Source organism: Spirosoma endbachense, from assembly GCF_010233585.1.
In the GTDB taxonomy this organism is placed as follows: domain Bacteria; phylum Bacteroidota; class Bacteroidia; order Cytophagales; family Spirosomataceae; genus Spirosoma; species Spirosoma endbachense.
Window position 1 is genome coordinate 5,993,854 of record NZ_CP045997.1, and the last position, 18,596, is coordinate 6,012,449.

Genomic DNA, 18,596 nt, shown 5'->3' on the forward strand with positions numbered 1-18,596 from the left:
AATACTGGACAAATCCTTAAGCTACTTGTTGAACCTGCCGGTTATAATAGTCGAAAGGGGAAAGATAGCCAAACGCTGAATGCCTGCGTTGGTGATTATACCAAACCTCTATACCTTCAAAGATGGCTTGCTTAGCCATGGTTTGCGTTTGGAAATCCTGATGGTACACTAACTCCGACTTTAGGCTTTTAAAAAAGCTTTCTGCCACCGCATTGTCCCAACAGTTGCCTTTCCCACTGCTACGGCAGCCCGGTCATACTTTGCACAACCAGCGGGTGTTTTTTTAGCAGTTTAGTAAAGGCATGACAGGCATACTGCACTCCTCGATCAGAGTGAAAGATTAACTCCCGCTCAACAGGCCGATTTTTAATCGCCATCTGCTAGGCATGAATGGTCGTCTCAGACGCCTTCATCGACAGGCATTAAGCCCCGTTTTATTGGCCCTGGCAGACTGGGCTATCAAAGACAGTGCACAGTTTGAGCACTTAATGAAAGCGGAGGGATTCTGACTTACTACAACCCACTCAACCCACTTTCTTAATTGACTGATTAAGGAACTCAGGACTTTGTTTCCTACTTAAAAATGGATTTAATACGACCAGTTACTTATTATCAATAAACGCTCCCTTTATTCGACGACTAGTTGCGCTTTTCGCCCCTAATGACAAATTGACTTCTTTTTGTATGGGGCAATATTTTTCTGGCCGGCCCAGTAAAACGGTCGTATTTCCGTACCAATATCCTGTATCTGCTAACAGGCTATTTTTTGTGAAAAACCGTACGAAAAAACGGTTCGATTAAATAGGCCAATAATTCGTATCTTGTTAAGGCTTATTTGAACCATTTTTATGTCTGAGTACCATAAACCAAGCGTACCTCAATCCTTCGATCCCTGGCTTGCTGAAGTAGTCGATGAACTGCGCGAGCTACACCATACGGATCCCCTCAGCCAGCAAGAGCATGACTGGCTCTATAATGTCTGGGAGAACTACGATCTTTCAGTTGCCGAAGCGGCCCAATCGTTCATTAACGAAAATCCTGTCTAATGAAAATTGGCTACGCCCGCGTGTCCACTCAGGACCAGAATTTATCCATGCAGCTCGATGCCCTCAAAGCGCAAGGCTGTGAGAAAATTTTTCAGGAAAAAGCCTCAGGAACTAAAGCCGATCGGCCTGAGCTAACGAAGCTGCTCGAGCACGTGCGCGTAGGCGATACGGTGGTGATCTGGAAACTCGACCGACTCGGCCGATCCCTAGCTCACCTGGTAGAGATGGTTAACGTACTTGAGCGAGAAGGTATTGGACTCATTAGTCTGAACGATCCCGTCGATACCACGACGGCGCAGGGCCGACTCGTGTTTAGGATCTTTGCCAGCCTGGCTGAATTCGAGCGGGAGCTGATCAAGGAGCGTACACAGGCCGGACTCCAGTCCGCTCGACGACGTGGTCAGCGGTTGGGCAGACCAACCGGTTTATCAAAAGAAGCCCAAAATAAATCACGAATTGCCGAAAGTCTCTATAAAGAAGGAAAGCTATCTGTGAAGGATATTTCTAAGCTGCTTGATATCTCTAAGTCGACCTTGTATGTGTATTTAAGGAGTAGAGGAATTGTGATTGGTCAAAATCTTATAGGCTGAAAGATGCACAGTCTATAAGGTATTTATTATTCAATAAATGCCCATTACAGACAAAGGTTTTCAATTTTTAATTTTGTTAATCTATAAATTCGAATAAATGCTGCTAAATATTAAATATAACTGGGCCTGTTTTACACGTGGATCTCATAATCTCGCTGATTTCTCAATAATTACTGGCCTAAACGGTACCGGAAAAACAATGTTATTAGAGAACCTTTTTCAGGGTCCAGAACCAGTACTAGAAATTCTTGATTCAGATGAGAAACAAATAACTAACATTAAGTATATCGCTTTAGCATCTTTGATACCGAGTCTCGATTTATCAAGTACCGACCAATCAGCCCCTCATATAACTAAGCAAAAAAACCCTTTCACTGCTATTTGCTATTATTATAAAAATCACTTAAAAGTTGGCAGCGTACCGATAGGCTTTGAAAAAATTGCCTTAAAACTAAACAAAAATGTATATCAGCTTACTGATGATGAAATAATTCAATATTACCATCTAGATGACGGAATTCCCAATAGCGACCCTTTTTATTTAAAAATAGGCGAGATTGTTGGGTACTATTCTAAAATGGATCATGATAACCGGTTCAAACATTTCCAAGCAAAAGAATATGGAGAGAAAATTGATTTTCTAGACCGAAAATCCTTCAAAGAAAATTATGGTGAGAACCCTAAATATAAATTAAATGAAATATTAAAAAAATGTGGCCTTCCATATGAAATTATTATTTCCAGTCAGAACTTAAATCAATATCATGCTGTGCACTTTCGTCATCTCCAAACAAAGGAAATTGTTGGTAATATTAAAATGTCTTCTGGCGAAAAAGTGCTGGTAGCACTCGCATTAGCGCTCTTTAATATAGAACTAGGCAATTCTTCTACAATAGATTTGCTTTTGCTAGATGAACCAGATGCGTCTTTACATCCGTCGATGATTAAAAAGTTACTTTATACGATTGATGAAGTATTCATCAAAAATGGAGTAAAAGTTATTATGACGACACATTCCCCTTCAACTATTGCCTTAGCTCCTGAAACTGCTGGGGTTTATTTACTAGAAAAAGAACCAACTACTATAACTAAGCTTTCCCCAGACGAAGCGATTAGCAGACTAACCGTTGGAATACCAACTTTAAGTGTACGAATAGAGAACCGAAGAATAGTATTTGTAGAAAGCAAGTATGATGCTAAGAACCTTGATTATTTATTTACGAAACTAAAAGTCACACTTGGAACCGAATTCTCGTTAAATTTTATTCCATCAGATATAACTGGAGATGGATCATGCGAAAAAGTTATTGATTTACTGAACAAGTTAAAAACAGCGCCTTCCATTTATGGTGTAATTGATCATGATAACACCAACAAGTCACAGGGTAACCTGCTTGTTTTAGGAGAAGGAAACAGAAATGGCATAGAAAATTACTTACTGGATCCTGTAGTTTTAGGCGCTTATCTTACTCAGGAACGAATTCTATCAAAAAGTGAAGTTGGTTTAAGTGACTATGAAACCCATTTGGCAATAGAAGGATTTGATAACAATCGTTTACAATCATTTAGCGATAGAATAGTTGATATTATTTTTGCCTATGAGGTAAATAAGGCATTGTTGCCAACGATAAAAAGTTGCTATGCGAATGGTCACGAAATAACCCTACCTGAATGGTTTGCAATAGTAGACGATCATGAATTGAAAGAATTTGTGTTAAAACGTTTTGACAAATTAAACTCCTTAAAAAATGCTAATAAATTAAGTGATGATATACTTTCAAAAACTATTAGTGATATGCCTGGATTAATTCCTCTTGATATTATTAACACAATGAAAAAATTAATTGAGCCAAATTAAAGGCTTGTGATTAAGGCACATGACCTAACCTAAAGCTCAATTTATTAATCATACAATTCTTGGCAAGGATTTTATCAATTGTATTTCTTTCACTTAGCTCCAGATCGCTGGAAAGTCCGTTGTATCCATGCCTTCAAACAGCATGCCATGTTTACGCAGATAGGTATACGTCTGATCGGGCGTAGAGTGCTGGCAGTGGCGTTGCACTCGAAGAATATCCTTGGTTGTTTTATAGAGCGTCACCGCATCGGTGGGCTTCCAGGTTTAGTCTAGCTAACTCTGTGACTATAGTAAGCGTCTTTTGATCGGGTTCACCTTCGTAATATTTTTCCAGTACCTGTTGAAAGACGGGATCTGCTCCCTCAATCAAACTAAACAGGGTCATACTAGACCGTAATTTCAAATCATCAGGGCTGCCCATGATCTGACTAGCCGTTCTCCCTTCAACTGCCAATAACGCTCGGACAATCTCAACAAGCCGACTCCCAAGAAGGGGATGTTGCAGGTAGGCCGTGGCTTCAGCGAGATCCTTAATAGCGTAAAATTTGGCGGTTTCACTCAAGCCTAGCCCAGCAATCTGGGGGAAGATAAACCACATCCAATGGCTTTGTTTTCGGCCATTCTTAATTTCGACAAATGCCCTGGCGTAGTCGCGCTCCTGGGCGTTAAGAAATCGCTTTAGGTCACCATGTACCTCCATAGTAATTACCATTTTCTATATCATTACTAACTAAAAAGCGAGTATTTTGCTTTTAAAAGCCTCTGGCCGGGAAAGAAAAATGAATCTGACTAGCTCCTGTGTCTTGTCTGCCAATAATCTGGAGCTACAGTATATGCAGATCCGTCAGTATCTCAATGAATCCGTGCGGTTTCTGGGTCTGGCAGCTTATCAGGCAAGTATGGCCTCCTCCATCGAGAACGGCATGAAAATCGTTGCCTCCTGGCTGAAGGTGGAGTGCTTAAACAATTAATTGCAGCTTAAAGTGCATTTATGTGTTCTCAAACTAACTAATTAAATCGGTCAGCTTGCAGAGGTTTTATCGCCGCAGAAGAGAAAGTAGCAAAAAAGTTACCTGAACACTTGACAACTAGGTAACTTTTTTGCTACCTTTGCGATCTGATAACGAACACTTAAAAACTATGCAATCAAAATTAAAGGAAAGTCATAATAGCATCTTATATGTATACGTTATATATTTATTATATACAAACGACATTACTTACGTTCCCTCATCCTCACTGAATGCCGATCATCCCTCTCCCTAATTTTTTTTTGCTACGGTAGCTAAATTGCTACTAAAACAATTGCTATGATGTTACCTTTTCGTTAACATTTGCGGTTTATATCAAACTAAGAAAAAATATGACCGCACAAGAGTTAATCAGGAAAGCAGAGGATAATGGATGGAGAGAAGTAAGGCGAGTTGGAAGCCACCGAATATTCAAGAAAGAAGGGAAAGTACTGATTTTATCAGTACCGGATCATGGTCATAAGGACCTGAAACCTGGTCTTTTGGGTAAGCTGCTAAAAATCATCCACTCGTAAATCTCTTACTTACATTCCACTGCCATTAAACTTTCCTTACCGATTACAATCAATTCTGTGTCGGTGCGTATATCATTCCAAACTATAAATTGAATTTTCAATCATGATCGCCGAACCAAACATACAAACAATGCAATTGGCAATTGTCCTCGAAAAAGATGACACTGATGAAATTGCAGGCAGTGTAGAAACGGATAGTTTTTTACTAAGTACTGTAGGTCATTCTACGGCTGAAGTTACAGAGAATTTACGCCTGTTAATTACAGACTTTCTGGAACATGAGGGTAGAGAACTGGACGAATGGAGATATACTTCGATAGAAAACATCCGATTTACTTATGAATACGAACTGCCGATTGTCATTGAACGAGACGACAGTAACGAAATTGCAGGCAGTATTCAAACAGATGGCTTTTTCTTAAGCACTGTAGCTCATACTACAGATGATGTTACAGAGAACTTACGCATGTTAATTTCAGACTTTCTGGAACACGAGGGTAGAGAACTGGACGAATGGAAATATGCTTCAATAGAAAACATCCGATTTACCTATGAATACGACGTAACAGCTCTTTTTGATGTCTTCGATGTTCTTAAAATAAACTCTATCGCAGAGTTGGCCGGACTTAACAAATCGCTCCTGCGACAATATGCTTCCGGTGTTAAAAACCCGTCAGAAGATCAAGCTAAGAAAATAGAAGCTGCTGTTCATGATCTAGGCAAGCGTTTGTTACAAGTGACTGTTGCTTAGTAAAGCAAGTCCATCCTTTCAAACATAAGTACTCCTAAATATAATTTAGGAGTACTTATGTTTGAACTATTCTTTTCCCACACCATGAGCGATGAGATAGTTATAGAACCGGATAGCGAGGATAATTCCGGCAAGAAAGCACTACCCGAAAAGGTAAGCTTGGAGCAGTATAAAGCATGGCTTTATTTGATGAAGCAAACTAGAGATACTGACATTAAATTATATGATAACAACAAAATATTTATTTTAAATGATATAACAGATTTAGACGCCAGAATTGCTGAAAAATTAAGGTTGACAGACAACCTAACATTAACGGTTAAAATTGTCGTTTCGCTTTCTAATAAGGAAGTAAAAAGTTTTGGTACTTGGGAAGCGTTTAAAACGCATAATTGGCAAAGTATCAATTCTCAAGTGGAATCAATGGTCCTTGACTGGGACTTTTCCGTTCTAATACCGCAGCAAAAGACACTTCCTCAGACTCATACGTTAAAGATTCGAATTGGAAGCGAGCTTCGTCCCAGCGAGTTTTTTCACGTTGTAATGAATGGAGGAGAAGATTTTGAAATTTCAGAAGTAACCTCTCAAATGATATGTAAGGTTGACTTCATTAATAGTGTGTTAGCAAGCGAATATCTGAATTTAGTTTCTGATTGGTATGAAGGGCTCTCTAAAAATGAGCCTACCAGTTCATTAGTTACCTTTTTTAAAAATAACAGGCGCAGGATACGCTCTGGTATTACGGTCTTGGCATTAGTAACAGGGGTTATAATTTTAAATATTGGCTTTAAAGCAGCGATTAATTATCTAGGATCCCAAAGTATTTCGCAAGTATCAAAGTGGTTTTTTGCCTTCTTAACTAGTTCAGTTCCATTTTTATATATAGCCTATTTAATTGGAGATTATTATACAGACTCTATCAACGATATTGTTTTCAAATTTAAAGAAAGTCCTATTTTTAGAATAACCCGTGGAGATATAAGTAAAGTAGCTGAATATAAGGCAGCTAACAATAAATTCATAATAGATATTCGAAATAAGCTTATTGTTTCATTAATAGCTAGCGGGATTATTCTTTTCTTTGGAACCTTCATACCAGATCTAATTAAAAAGGTAGTAAGCTTCTGGCTACATTAATTACAAAAATGCGAACAATCTCTTCAGGTTGCTGGAAAATTGGCTATATTAAAACAACCAAAGAGCATCCTCAATTTATGTAGATAATTAGAATGTTGGAAACCGGTGAATTTTATCATCGTCAGCCAGACGAATGCCTAGATCACGCAAATACTCGATTGTCTGTTTGATATCCGAGTGGCGGGCCTGCTGGCGGATCAGATCGATGTCTTTGGTGGCATTCCAGAGAGCGATCGCACCGGTATGTTTCCAGGAATACATATCGTGTCCCGAGCCAACCAGGTTCATTTTCTCCAACACCTTGATGTGCCGCCTGTAAAAGTATTTATTGCCCACCATGGTCGGACCCGGCTGGCCACCGGCTGAAAAGACATAGTAATGCCCAGGATAGTCCCGGATCTTTTGCTCCTGTATCAACAGCTCCAGTGGCAACGGAATATCCACATACTCCCCCTCATTGGTTTTGGCCGAGTTGCCCGTCACGTATATAATCTTGGTTCGCACATCACGCACCCTTAGCCGGCGCAGCTCCTCATGGGGCCGCATCAGCGTGTAGTACATCCACCTACAAAAGGTGAGCAGGTAATGCTGATCCGTCTGCTCGCAGAGCTCTCGATACTCTTTTTGCTGAATAGTTGAGTAGGACTGGTGCTTGTTCTGCACCTGGGGCAATTTGCTGATATCCTCGAAGGGGTTGCCCAGCTTTTTGAGCTTACGAGTGCGATCCAGATCGATGAAGTAATTAAAAAAGGTACAGACAAAGCCCTTGGTATTATTGCGGGTTCGGTTGGACAGTCCCTTGATGGTGATCAGCTCTGTTAAGAATTCGCGGGCATCGATGTCCGAAAATTCGCCCAGGCGCAGGTTGGGCCGATCGGTGCGTTCCAGATACTCCAGCAGAGCCATTACAGCGGTTCGATAGGACTTCAGCGTATTGGTGCTGTGTGCCTTGGCCGTAAAGCGAATGTAGATATCAACAGCCTGGTGAATGGGCAGACTCGGTGAGATGACAGGCTCGACATCGACTTTAAGCTTAGCGATCACCTGGGGCTTGAAATCTTTGGGCTTTCTGCCGACAAAGTGTTTGCCGTCAAGCAGGGGTTTGAGCTCCTGCATCACGGACTTGGCATCCTCGAGCCGGGCCTCGACGGTATCCCCTTTGAGGATGATTCGCTTTCGGATGATAGTGTTTTTATCAAAGCTCCAGATGCCGTAAACCACGCACCATTGCTTCGACAAATCGTTGTCTTTAGGCCTGGAAATTTTGGCCGCTTTCCAGGGCAGATCACCCTGCTCAAAACCGCTATTCATGGTTTTGTCCAACTTTTTTTGCCATTGCTTTGCCATTTTTGACTTTTTTGCCACAAAAAAGCCCGTAAATCATTGACTTACAGGCTTTTAAGAGGTGGAGACGGAGAGATTCGAACTCTCGTCCAGTCAAGGAAACCAACGTGCTTTCTACATGCTTAGGTACCCTTAGAATTGTCGGGAATCAGCCCGGTGTGTACCAGACCAAGCCTCATCCGTAGGTGCTTGTGTCTTACTCGGCCGTTAACACCATAAACCGAGCCAGCGCTGCGAGTCGATGCCTCCTGATCCAGCCAGCAGCACGTAGGCCGGGGAGACAATGGCTATTGCTTAATCCTCCGGATTAGGCAGCCATGGCGTAGTTATATTCGCCAGTTATTCTTGTGACGATTTGTTTGGGTCGGGAACTATCGACAACTCCCGGCATGCTTACCCGCGACCTCAGCAAGCTGTCAATTCCGGTCGTCCCCAAATGACTCCCGCTATGGGCGTGTATCAGTAAACCACCCTATAGGCAATTTAGTTCTGGCTCCGATACAATAATCTATAGCTTTTATGCTAACTTTATTAAACTAATTCGCCTTTAGTTAGTTATGCCGCTACCCGACTTCCTCTTCCTATCCGTATGTACAAATTCTAATGACTACCACCCCCTTCGAAACGAACCTTTATCAGCATCTGACCCCGTTTTTTGCGGAGCATGCGTATGCGTTGTTGCCTGAAAAAAAACAGTATCGCCGAACAACAGCCATTGGGTTTCAGAACGTCCTTTTGTCGCCATCGTTCTATGGTGAAGAAACTATGCTGGAGGTTAATTTTGGGTGTCGAAATGACCAGGTTGAGCAGATAGCCCAGCAGTTTCTAAATAACCTGCCCGATTACCGGCCCGATGCCAATACGCTCATCGTTTCTATTGGTAAGTTTAACGGATTTCAGTATTTCCGCTACAAAGTCCATTCCGATGAGGAACTAGTCGATATCTGTGATCAGATCGAGCAGTTTTTCGCCACAAAGGGTTTTAATTTCCTGGATAATGCCTGCACGCTTTCTACCCTTGATCGGTTGCTGAACGAACACCCCAGCCAGCCCTGTCAATATGTTTATAATCAGGCGCACCGATGCTATAAAGGCCTGATTGCTGCCCAACTCAATCATAATCCTCACTTTGACGGACTTATTGACAGTTACCGGCATCTGCTCATCCGCCAGACGCAGAACCCCTATGAGCAACTACACTTTGAGCGCCTGATTTCTTATTTACAGCATTATTCGGCCAATTAAAGCGGTAGAAATTCCTTTATCTTACAGCTTCACAAACGCAGCAATGGCCATAGCCAGGCCCGGAGTAAGAGGTAGATCTGGATCAGTGTATGTTTTCAGATTAGCCATCTGGTCATCACCAGCAATGTCTTTTAAGGTATGGGTCATCTGATCGAACAGGACTAGTTTATCAGTTGGCCGGGCTGCTTTCAACTTTTCGGCATCGTCTACTTTCACCTGCAAATCGCGTTTACCCTGAATAATCAGAACGGGTATCGCCAACGCTTTGAGCTGCTCTGCCGGGTCGTATTTCATCCAGGAGATCATATAGGGTTGTACGCTGGGGCGAAACATTTGCCTGACTGCGGGAATATTGGTTGGTAGCGTCGACAGTGTGAAGCCCGCCTTTAGCGAATCAAGCGCCTTAAATGTCTGCTCCTTATCAACAGCAGCCAATTGCATACCCAATTGTGTTTTCAGCTTGGCTGCAATATTATCGCCCGATCCGGCCACCGATATAAACGCATCGGCATTTGCCCTTTTTGCCGCGACCATGCCAATTAAGGAACCTTCGCTATGTCCCAGCACGACTACTTTGGAGAATCGTTTATCCGACTTCAATTGCTGTAGAAAACCCACGGCATCTGTGATGTACGTATCAAAGCGCAAATCCTCTTCTTTGGCCGTTAAGAGGATACTCTTGCCTGAAAAACGCTTATCGTACCGTGCTACAGCAATTCCTTTTCTCACCAGACTATCACTAAGCAATCTGTATGTCCCTGCTTTCATCGTCCCCAGATTGGCGATCGGTGCGGGACTGTTACCGTCTCGATCCGTCGGTCCCGAACCGGCAATGATCAATACAACTGGTATTGGCCCCTTCAGGTTAGCTGGAAGTGCTAGTGTACCTCCAAGTGTGAATGCATCTGCTTTGAGTTGAATTGGTTCTTCGGATTGAGCCAGTACACGCAGGGCTGTAAGAATCAGAAAAATGGTGGAAAGCAATAAACGATACATTGATCCAGAAATTAGTATGACTGATTAATTAAGCTGGCGAGTCTTTTCCTGCCGAAAGTAGATGTAGGAATACACGACGGGAATAAGTAGCGTAATCATCATAATACCAACCACTACGCCTGCTGTATAGGGCATTGGCACAACGATAGCCATCAGGGCGCTTAATAAGCCACCAGCAACCATCAGTCGTCCACCCATCTGGTGCGTTTTTCGCCAAACAATTTCATTGCCAAGCGTCCAGGGGGTACGAATACCAACAAGCCAATTGGGCTTGATCGTGGTCAGGTAGTTTCCTATGCCAGCCAGCATCAGACTAATCAGGGCAAGCAATAAACTCACCAGCATTTTCTGGTTAGTCTGGTGCCCGGCCATATACCACAGCCAACCCGTAATGACGGCCATCGTCAGGGTGATGACTAGCCGGATTTTTTGAAAGTTAGACGACTGACGTTGCCTTTTAGGATCGATCGCTGGTAAAAAGCGTAATAAAAGATAGAGCAATAAAGACATCCCGCCCATCAGTAAAGCAGCCGTTTCTTTCCGCACCCAGTCGTCAGGCTTTCCGAGCAGGTCATAATGAATGGCGATTTCAGCCGGTAATTGATTCCAGATGATCCCCAGATAGATAAAGGGAGTTATCAGCAATAGAATCAGAACAATCTCAGCTACTGTGGAATTTGGTTTCATGATTGATAAGGGAGTTTAACGAATCTGTTCAGGTGCTTGCTCAGTTGCATTGGTAGCGGTAGCCGGGGTTTCGTTTTTTTGAAAACTCATGAGCCACGCCAACAAATCATCCAATACGGTCGTGTTCAGCGAATACGTAATAAACTGCCCCTGCTTTACGGATTCGACGAGGCCAGCCTGACGTAACAAGTCGAGGTGATGCGAAATGCTGGGCTTTGTCATATCGAACCGCTCGGCAATTTCACCTGCGTTAAGATCACCTTCGCGTAGGAGATCCAGTATCTGTCGGCGGGTTGGGTCATTTAAGGCTTTAAACAGGTTATTCATCAGCAGAAACTTAAATAGTTAGGCAAATATCTAATTATTTATTTAGACAACCATCTAATTACAAAAAAATGAGCAGAAATGATGATGAACGGTATTTGTAAAGGATGGAAGGCAGTTTGAGCTCCGTTACTTCTTAATTACGCTGATATTGCCGCTTCCTTCGATGTAGCATGCTTTCACAGCGGACACTTCATCGACGCCCTGTTCCCGAAGCATACCCGTTAACTCTTCGGCTGAGATGAGCTCTTTCTTCATGTTTTGCCGTAACATAACGCCATCTTTAATCAACAAAACAGGATCAGGCTCCCCGATCTTGCTGAAGAATATCGACCTGTATCCCAGCCAGTTGATGGCATAATCCCAGAAAACAAGCGTACCGACCAGTACAAACCCTTCTGTTACGGAATTGTACTCGCCCGCCATGGCATTCTGCGCAGCATCTGAAATAAGTGTGATTAACAGTAAATCGCTGATACCCAGTTGACCGGCACCCCGCCTGAAAAACCGGATGTAGAGAAAGCAGAACCAGTACGTGAGTGTTCCGCGCAACAGGATCTCCCAGAGCGACAAACCAGGAACAAACATCTTTTCCCAGTCAATAGTCCGTACCAAAATCATGTTCATAACCTTGAGTAGTAAAATAGAATGAACCCATAGCCACCAAGGAATTTCGCTTGGAGCCACGGTTGGCCGTTGCCGTACCACGGTTTTATGCGCATCATTAGAAACCGTGGCTCCAAGCACAAAGGCCACAGCGTTTGTTAGATAACTACGCTGTGGCCTTTGTGGCGATGGGGTCAGGTAGTTTATAACTAGGGCAGCGCGAACGCTACATACTGGTTTCCTTTTTTTGCCCCAAGTTTAGCACCTCCACAGGCAATTACTACATATTGTTTTCCGTCTACCTGATATGTAGCGGGCGTAGCGAATCCCGCAGCCGGCAGATCGGTTTCCCAGAGTAATTTGCCGGTTTTCTTATCAAAAGCCCGGAATTTCTCGTCTTTTGTAGCCGCAATAAATAACAGCCCACTTGCCGTTATAACCGGGCCCCCATAGTTCTCCGTACCCGAATTACGAATCCCTTTGGCTTTTAAGTCTTTGTCCTCCCCTAGCGGAATTTTCCAAACATATTCTCCTGTGTTGAGATTGATGGCGTTAAGCGTGCCCCAGGGCGGTGCAATAGCCGGATAACCCTTGCTATCCTGAAACTTGTTATAACCTGTGATTTTATACGGCAGATAGGGCTGCTTTACTTTCGACATGGCAGCCGAACTACCAACCTCCTGCTTTTCATCGCCGAACAAAAACGCCAGTAATGCCTGCTTTTCCTCCGCCGATAGTGCCGTAAACCCAGGCATCATCCCTTTGCCATTGCTCACAATCTGTGTTACATAAGGCCGGTCGCGTCGCTGGCCAATATCAATCAGCGACGGATAGCCGCTACGGGCATTGCCTTTCCGTTCGGGACCGTGACAACTGATGCAGTTTTGGGTATATACCCGCTGGCCGGGGCTAAGGTGCGCCAGTTCATCGTTCTTGGGTGTATCAATCATTTTGAAAATCCACGGAACATCGTTGGCATTTACATACAGAATACCATCTGGATCAGCCGCTGCCCCGCCCCATTCGGCACCGCCATCGGTGCCCGGAAACATCAGGCTGCCTCGCTTACTAATCGGTTCAAAAAAGCGCTTACCCACCGACCGAAAAACGGTCAACAGCGAATCGCGGTCGCCCGAATGCGGATTTATATCGGCTTCGGTCATGGTCTGCCGCGCAAACGGAGCTGGCTTTTGCGGAACGGGCTGGGTCGGCCAGGTCATTTCGCCAGGAATATCCGATTTGGGTACAGGAACCTCCTTTATCGGAAACAGTGGCTTACCGGTAACCCGGTCAAAAACGTAAACAAAACCGGCCTTGGTAACCTGTGCAACGGCGTCTATTTTCCTGCCATTTTGTGTTACCGTAATCAAGTTGGGTGGAGCCGGAAAATCGCGGTCCCAAACATCATGATGAACGGCCTGGAAATGCCAGAGTCGTTTACCTGTTTTGGCGTCAAGTGCCAGCAAACAGTTGGCAAACAGATTCGGGCCCAGTCGATTTCCGCCATAAAAATCGTATGAAGCCGATCCGGTTGGTACGTACAGGATTCCCCGGCGACGGTCAACGGCCATCCCCGACCAGTTGTTTGCCGCACCAATATCAGGGTTTCTATAGGCTTCCTTAGGCCACGTATTGTAGCCATATTCGCCAGGGTACGGAATGGTGCGGAAAGTCCAGGTTAGTTTGCCCGTCCGAACGTTAAAGGCCCGAATATAACCCGGTGCACCGCCAACCTCTTCGGCAACCCGAACCGGCATAACAATCAGATCTCCGAAAAGTGTACCCGGTGTATTGGAGATCACGAACTTATCTTTGGCAGCTTCTCCCAGGCCTTCGTGGAGGTCGGCATGACCATTATCGCCAAAGCTCGGAATGATCTTTCCAGTTCGGGCGTCGAGTGCATACAGCAACGGTCCAACCGTATAGAGAATGCGTTTCTCATCACCCGACTGCCAGTACGTAACCCCCCGACAGGTGCTATACCAGGTTTTAAGCGGGTCACCAGCTTTCCATAATTCGTTGCCGGTTGCCGCATCGAGCGCAAAAACCTGAACCGTAGGCGTAACGCCATATAAAACCCCATCAACGATAATCGGATTCGTCTGAATCTGGCCACTATCCCTGGCCGCATAGGTCCAGGCTACTTTCAGCTTTGTAACGTTGTCGGGGGTAATCTGGCTGAGAGCCGAGTAATGATTTCGATCAGGTCCGCCGAGGTATTCGCTCCAGTTTGTATTATCGTTGGGTTTATCGTCGGTCAGGTTCTGCGTAAAATGGGACCAGCCAAACGCAAGTGCAGCCAGTGCACCAAGAGGCAAAAGCAGTCGTTTCATGTAGGAGTAGGAGTAGTTCAGCAAAGCTACATCAAAACGTAAACTTATCGAATGTCATCAAACCATCGTTTTAGTTTGTCGGGCGAATACCCTATTCCCCATAGGAACCCAATAGCCAGAAAAACACTGTTTGCCTTCCAGAATCCCCATTTAGCCACCCGACGATCCGACGATTCCACGATTCGGTTCACCTGACGAACGCGTCCAAACTGAACCAGTTTCAGCAAAAGATCAGCTTCTTCCATAATGGGCATCGTGTCAGAATACCCCCCCACAGCCGCAAACTGTTCACGGCGGCAAAAAATAACCTGATCACCAAAAAGCAAGCGTCCTCCTTTGAAAAAGAAGAGATAGGGACGGAATAATAAAGGGGCGTAATAGGTCTTGATATAGTTATGAAACGAGGTCAGCCAACGGGTTGTTGTGGGTCCACGCATGATGGAGATAAAACCACCCGCAGCCGTTTTTGGGTCGGCTAGTGTATGCAGAATGACCCGCAACGCATCGTCGGGTAAGGTCGTATCGGCATGGAGGAAGCATAGAATATCGCCGGATGCTTTTGCGGCACCGATATTCATCTGATGAGCCCGACCTGCCTGTGTACTCTGGATCACACGCAACGCCCGGAAGCAGGGACGCGTGGCTTCTGCTAATTGGCGGGTTCGATCAGTACTGCCTCCATCAACGACAATGATTTCGAGCGGCTCCGGGCACAATCGCTGCAACAGTCGCAAGGTGCGTGGCAGCGTCTTTTCTTCATTAAGGGTTGGAATGATGATGGAGACATTGGGCATAGGCTTACTAAACCAATCCTGAGCAATACAGTTTATCGATTGGCATAAGAAATACTTATCATCTGTCTATCATCCATCCTATAGCCTTCTCTATCGTGTTCCGGTTCATTCCTACTATTCTTATAAAACAGTTATTTACCCGGAATAGCCTCCGGAATACGCCCGATGGTTTTACGTTTTCGCTTAAAAATCGTTTAGCTGATGCGCAATTTACGGGTCTGCAACGCGCCCGTATCGACGGGCTCGAGTATCCGGCTGAAGCGTTTACACTGGAGCCCGACGGTGCAATACCCGTGGCACTCAAAAGTATTTCTGAACAGAATCCATTCGCTTTCCCCCTACGGCGATCCGTGCAGGTTCGGGCTACTACCCAACCACTGGAACCCGGCAAACATACACTCGAAATCACCCTCCATACTCAGCCGTTTGGAACGATTACACTGCTTGTCGAGGATGAGTTACAACCCGACGAACCGACCACTGGCGGCCAGTCTCAGCCTGCTATTCCGCGTGACCGGATCAATGACTACTCCATCGATGCGATCAGCCAGCGACGCCAGTTCCTGACTGAATTTTCTCAAACAACCCCTGAACATCTCATTCAAAACTCGTTCGATCCGGCTCTTGTCCAGCAGAATTGCGAAAGTTTTGTGGGTGTAGCACAGGTTCCGATTGGGTTAGCGGGCCCGTTACGGGTTAATGGCGAACAGGCACAGGGAGATTTCCTGATACCACTGGCCACTACGGAAGGAACACTTGTAGCAAGCTATAACCGAGGCATAAAACTCATCAATCTAAGCGGTGGTGTCCTCTGCACTGTTCAGGATGACGCAATGCAGCGTGCTCCGGTATTTCAGTTTGCCGATGCTCGTCAGGCCCGTACTTTTGTACACTGGCTGGAAGGCCAGCAACGCGAATTGGCCGCTGAAGCTGAAGCAACTTCGCGCTTTGCCAAACTTCGCTATGTGGACACCTACCTGAACGGCAAGCTGGCTTTTCTTCGATTTGGCTACGAAACCGGCGATGCTGCCGGGCAAAATATGGTGAGTAAAGCCACACTGGCTGCCTGTAATTACATTTTGCAGGAATATGGCCTTCGGTCACCAGGTAGCATTGAACATTTCTTTCTGGAGTCGAATATGGCAACGGACAAGAAACCCTCCCAACTGAACATTCTGCGTACTCGGGGGAAGCGCGTAACGGCTGAAGTTCTCATTCCAAGGGCGTTACTCATTCGGGAGTTGCAGGTAGAACCCGAACAGTTGGTCCATCATGCACGGATCGGCGACGTTGGTGCCCGTTTGGCAGGAACGAATAACAACGGGCTTCATTCGGCCAACGGACTGGCTGCGCTCTTTATCGCTACCGGTCAGGATGTGGCCTGCCTGGCAGAATCGTCTGCTGCGATTACATACTCCGAAATCACTCCGGAAGGGGATCTTTATGGTTCGATCACCTTACCCTCACTCGTTGTCGGGACAGTTGGGGGCGGAACCGGACTGCCCACCCAGCGTGAATGTCTGGAACTGATGGGCTGTTATGGAACCGGAAAGGTCAATAAGTTTGCCGAAATCGTAGCTGGGGTCATCGCAGCTGGAGAACTATCGCTGGCTGCCGCTATTTCGTCTCTCGATTGGGTATCCAGTCATGACGCAGCTCGTAATAAAGCAATGTGACACTCACTGACGAACAGGGAAGCCGAATAGCCCACCAATTGGCAACTGCCCATTGTGGCGTACAACTCCTGATGAAAAGCTAGTGAAGCTTTGGTGTACTCAACACAGAAATAACGCAAAAAGGGCTCAAGAGCCCTTTTTGCGTTATTTCTGTGTATTATGAATGTCTGTGGATCGATCTCTACGAACAATTGGCCTAACTCCGACCTGAGTTACCAAACCGCCTGTTGTTATTGCTTCCACTGCGACTGTTCGCGCTATCAGCACTGCTAGTACCGCGCCGGAAAGAACCGTTATTCGATGAGCCATTACTACGGCCCTGACCGCCACTGCGACTACCACCACCATTCCGTCCCTGTCCCTGACGGGGTTGCGCTGGCGTTACAGTAGCTACTGATATGTCAAGAACATAAGGATGGTCTTCAATAACCGGAACGCGTTTGCCGATCAGTTTATGAATATCCTTCAGAAAATCGGTTTCTTCCTGATCACAGAACGACAACGCGATACCATCGTTACCAGCCCGGCCTGTGCGACCAATTCGGTGAACGTAGGTTTCAGGAATATTCGGCAGTTCATAGTTGATCACATGAGAGAGCTCATCAACATCGATACCACGAGCAGCAATATCCGTAGCAACCAGTACTCTCGTCTGACGACTTTTGAAATTGGACAAAGCACGCTGACGGGCATTCTGCGATTTGTTACCGTGAATGGCTTCGGCCTGAATTCCGGCTTTCAACAAGTCTTTGGCTACTTTATCGGCTCCGTGCTTGGTGCGGGCAAAGACCAGAGCTGATGCAATCTGCTTATCGTTGAGCACATGAACAAGCAGTTTCCGCTTGTCTTCCCGCCCAACAAAATAAACGGCCTGCTGGATCGTATCAGCTGTAGACGATACGGGTGTGACCTCAACTTTAGCCGGTTTGTTCAGGATTGTGTCTGCCAGTTTAGCCACATCGGGCGGCATTGTTGCCGAGAAAAACAGCGACTGACGACGTTCTGGTAAACGGGCGATAATCTTTTTAACGTCATGGATAAAACCCATATCGAGCATCCGGTCGGCTTCGTCAAGGACAAAAAACTGCACATCACGAAGCGAAATGATACCCTGGCTCATCAGGTCGAGCAAACGGCCAGGGGTAGCGATCAGAATATCGATACCGCTTTTCAGGGTATTTACCTGCGAATGCTGGGAAACCCCGCCGAAAATAACCGTATGGCGAAGGTTCAGATGGCGGCCATAGGCAGCAAAACTCTCGTCTATTTGAATGGCTAGTTCGCGGGTTGGTGTCAATACCAGTGTTTTAATACGCCGGGGGGCAGCTGGATTTTTGCTCCGTTCTTCGTTAAGCAATTGCAGAATTGGGATAGCAAAAGCGGCCGTTTTGCCGGTACCAGTCTGGGCGCATCCCAGCAAATCCCGGCGGCTCAACAAAATGGGTATGGCTTGCTGCTGAATGGGTGTCGGGGTAGAGTATCCTTCTTCGGCAAGTGCCTTCAGGATCGGATCAATTAATAATAAATCGGTAAATTGCATGTGTTGGCTGGACGTCGAATGCCGGATGTTTTTGACGGTAAGCAAGGGTGCCTAAACTTATAGTCCCGCTTCCAACGGCCAACGTCTAAATTGAAGTTATTTAGTTGTACAACTGCAATAAGG

At 45.3% G+C, this 18,596-nt stretch carries 19 protein-coding genes, 1 other RNA gene and 1 pseudogene; 9 read left to right on the top strand and 12 right to left on the bottom strand.

The annotated features are described in order from the left end of the window. Positions 1-16 precede the first annotated feature (16 nt). Positions 17-220: pseudogene (locus tag GJR95_RS24210) on the bottom strand (IS3 family transposase); the annotation flags it as partial. Between the two features lie 628 nt (positions 221-848). On the opposite strand from GJR95_RS24210, the gene GJR95_RS24215 reads away from it, so the two are divergent. From GJR95_RS24215 to GJR95_RS24225, 3 genes are all read left to right on the top strand, one after another. Further along, positions 849-1,046, top strand: a complete 198-nt coding sequence (locus GJR95_RS24215) for a hypothetical protein (protein ID WP_162388314.1) — start codon at positions 849-851, stop codon at positions 1,044-1,046. Continuing rightward, positions 1,046-1,636, top strand: coding sequence for a recombinase family protein (locus GJR95_RS24220; protein ID WP_162388315.1), 591 nt, complete (start codon positions 1,046-1,048; stop codon positions 1,634-1,636). The genes GJR95_RS24215 and GJR95_RS24220 overlap by 1 nt, the downstream gene beginning before the upstream one ends. Positions 1,637-1,733: 97 nt before the next feature. Further along, positions 1,734-3,494, top strand: a complete 1,761-nt coding sequence (locus tag GJR95_RS24225) for an AAA family ATPase (RefSeq protein ID WP_162388316.1) — start codon at positions 1,734-1,736, stop codon at positions 3,492-3,494. Between the two features lie 93 nt (positions 3,495-3,587). Here GJR95_RS24225 and GJR95_RS24230 read toward each other — a convergent pair whose 3' ends face one another. Both GJR95_RS24230 and GJR95_RS24235 read right to left on the bottom strand, forming a co-directional pair. After that, on the bottom strand, positions 3,588-3,737 hold the full coding sequence (locus tag GJR95_RS24230; protein WP_162388317.1) for a hypothetical protein: 150 nt from the start codon (positions 3,735-3,737) through the stop codon (positions 3,588-3,590). Then, positions 3,724-4,206 carry a DUF1810 domain-containing protein gene (locus GJR95_RS24235; protein WP_232540851.1) on the bottom strand — a complete coding sequence of 161 codons (483 nt, stop codon included), beginning with the start codon at positions 4,204-4,206 and terminating at the stop codon, positions 3,724-3,726. Before GJR95_RS24235 ends, GJR95_RS24230 begins: the two co-directional genes overlap by 14 nt. 67 nt (positions 4,207-4,273) lie before the next feature. Between GJR95_RS24235 and GJR95_RS24240 the strand changes: the two genes are divergently transcribed. The 4 genes from GJR95_RS24240 to GJR95_RS24255 all read left to right on the top strand — a co-directional run bounded on the left by GJR95_RS24240 (position 4,274) and on the right by GJR95_RS24255 (position 6,928). Then, on the top strand, positions 4,274-4,465 hold the full coding sequence (locus tag GJR95_RS24240) for a hypothetical protein (protein WP_162388318.1): 192 nt from the start codon (positions 4,274-4,276) through the stop codon (positions 4,463-4,465). Positions 4,466-4,857: 392 nt separating this feature from the next. Next, positions 4,858-5,040 (top strand): type II toxin-antitoxin system HicA family toxin, encoded by a 183-nt coding sequence (locus GJR95_RS42880; protein ID WP_162388319.1) that lies wholly within the window; start codon positions 4,858-4,860, stop codon positions 5,038-5,040. A 103-nt stretch (positions 5,041-5,143) separates the two neighbouring features. Next, the gene (locus GJR95_RS24250; RefSeq protein WP_162388320.1) at positions 5,144-5,791 is read left to right on the top strand and encodes a hypothetical protein; all 648 of its coding nucleotides are present in this window, start codon (positions 5,144-5,146) and stop codon (positions 5,789-5,791) included. A gap of 84 nt (positions 5,792-5,875) precedes the next feature. Then, positions 5,876-6,928 (top strand): hypothetical protein, encoded by a 1,053-nt coding sequence (locus GJR95_RS24255; RefSeq protein ID WP_162388321.1) that lies wholly within the window; start codon positions 5,876-5,878, stop codon positions 6,926-6,928. Between the two features lie 87 nt (positions 6,929-7,015). Here GJR95_RS24255 and GJR95_RS24260 read toward each other — a convergent pair whose 3' ends face one another. Both GJR95_RS24260 and ssrA read right to left on the bottom strand, forming a co-directional pair. Beyond that, complete coding sequence (locus GJR95_RS24260; protein ID WP_162388322.1) at positions 7,016-8,239, bottom strand: tyrosine-type recombinase/integrase; 1,224 nt, start codon at positions 8,237-8,239, stop codon at positions 7,016-7,018. A 92-nt stretch (positions 8,240-8,331) separates the two neighbouring features. Next, positions 8,332-8,706: a transfer-messenger RNA gene (gene ssrA / locus GJR95_RS24265) on the bottom strand. Between the two features lie 169 nt (positions 8,707-8,875). Between ssrA and GJR95_RS24270 the strand changes: the two genes are divergently transcribed. Further along, positions 8,876-9,517, top strand: coding sequence for a hypothetical protein (locus tag GJR95_RS24270; RefSeq protein ID WP_162388323.1), 642 nt, complete (start codon positions 8,876-8,878; stop codon positions 9,515-9,517). Positions 9,518-9,538: 21 nt separating this feature from the next. Here GJR95_RS24270 and GJR95_RS24275 read toward each other — a convergent pair whose 3' ends face one another. From GJR95_RS24275 to GJR95_RS24300, 6 genes are all read right to left on the bottom strand, one after another. Beyond that, the gene (locus GJR95_RS24275) at positions 9,539-10,513 is read right to left on the bottom strand and encodes an alpha/beta hydrolase (protein ID WP_162388324.1); all 975 of its coding nucleotides are present in this window, start codon (positions 10,511-10,513) and stop codon (positions 9,539-9,541) included. Positions 10,514-10,537: 24 nt separating this feature from the next. Next, the gene (locus GJR95_RS24280) at positions 10,538-11,200 is read right to left on the bottom strand and encodes an SdpI family protein (protein WP_162388325.1); all 663 of its coding nucleotides are present in this window, start codon (positions 11,198-11,200) and stop codon (positions 10,538-10,540) included. A 15-nt stretch (positions 11,201-11,215) separates the two neighbouring features. After that, entirely contained in the window at positions 11,216-11,527 is a 312-nt protein-coding gene (locus tag GJR95_RS24285; protein WP_162388326.1) for an autorepressor SdpR family transcription factor, read from the bottom strand. A gap of 126 nt (positions 11,528-11,653) precedes the next feature. Further along, positions 11,654-12,151 (bottom strand): DUF421 domain-containing protein, encoded by a 498-nt coding sequence (locus GJR95_RS24290; RefSeq protein WP_162388327.1) that lies wholly within the window; start codon positions 12,149-12,151, stop codon positions 11,654-11,656. Between the two features lie 188 nt (positions 12,152-12,339). Beyond that, positions 12,340-14,463 carry an outer membrane protein assembly factor BamB family protein gene (locus GJR95_RS24295; RefSeq protein ID WP_162388328.1) on the bottom strand — a complete coding sequence of 708 codons (2,124 nt, stop codon included), beginning with the start codon at positions 14,461-14,463 and terminating at the stop codon, positions 12,340-12,342. Positions 14,464-14,507: 44 nt separating this feature from the next. Continuing rightward, the gene (locus GJR95_RS24300) at positions 14,508-15,257 is read right to left on the bottom strand and encodes a TIGR04283 family arsenosugar biosynthesis glycosyltransferase (protein WP_162388329.1); all 750 of its coding nucleotides are present in this window, start codon (positions 15,255-15,257) and stop codon (positions 14,508-14,510) included. A 95-nt stretch (positions 15,258-15,352) separates the two neighbouring features. Here GJR95_RS24300 and GJR95_RS24305 point away from each other — a divergent pair, with 95 nt between their 5' ends. Next, positions 15,353-16,933, top strand: coding sequence for a hydroxymethylglutaryl-CoA reductase (locus tag GJR95_RS24305; protein WP_162388330.1), 1,581 nt, complete (start codon positions 15,353-15,355; stop codon positions 16,931-16,933). A gap of 196 nt (positions 16,934-17,129) precedes the next feature. Here the strand turns inward: GJR95_RS24305 and GJR95_RS24310 are convergent, their stop codons facing one another. Further along, on the bottom strand, positions 17,130-18,473 hold the full coding sequence (locus GJR95_RS24310; protein ID WP_162388331.1) for a DEAD/DEAH box helicase: 1,344 nt from the start codon (positions 18,471-18,473) through the stop codon (positions 17,130-17,132). Between the last annotated feature and the right edge of the window lie 123 nt (positions 18,474-18,596).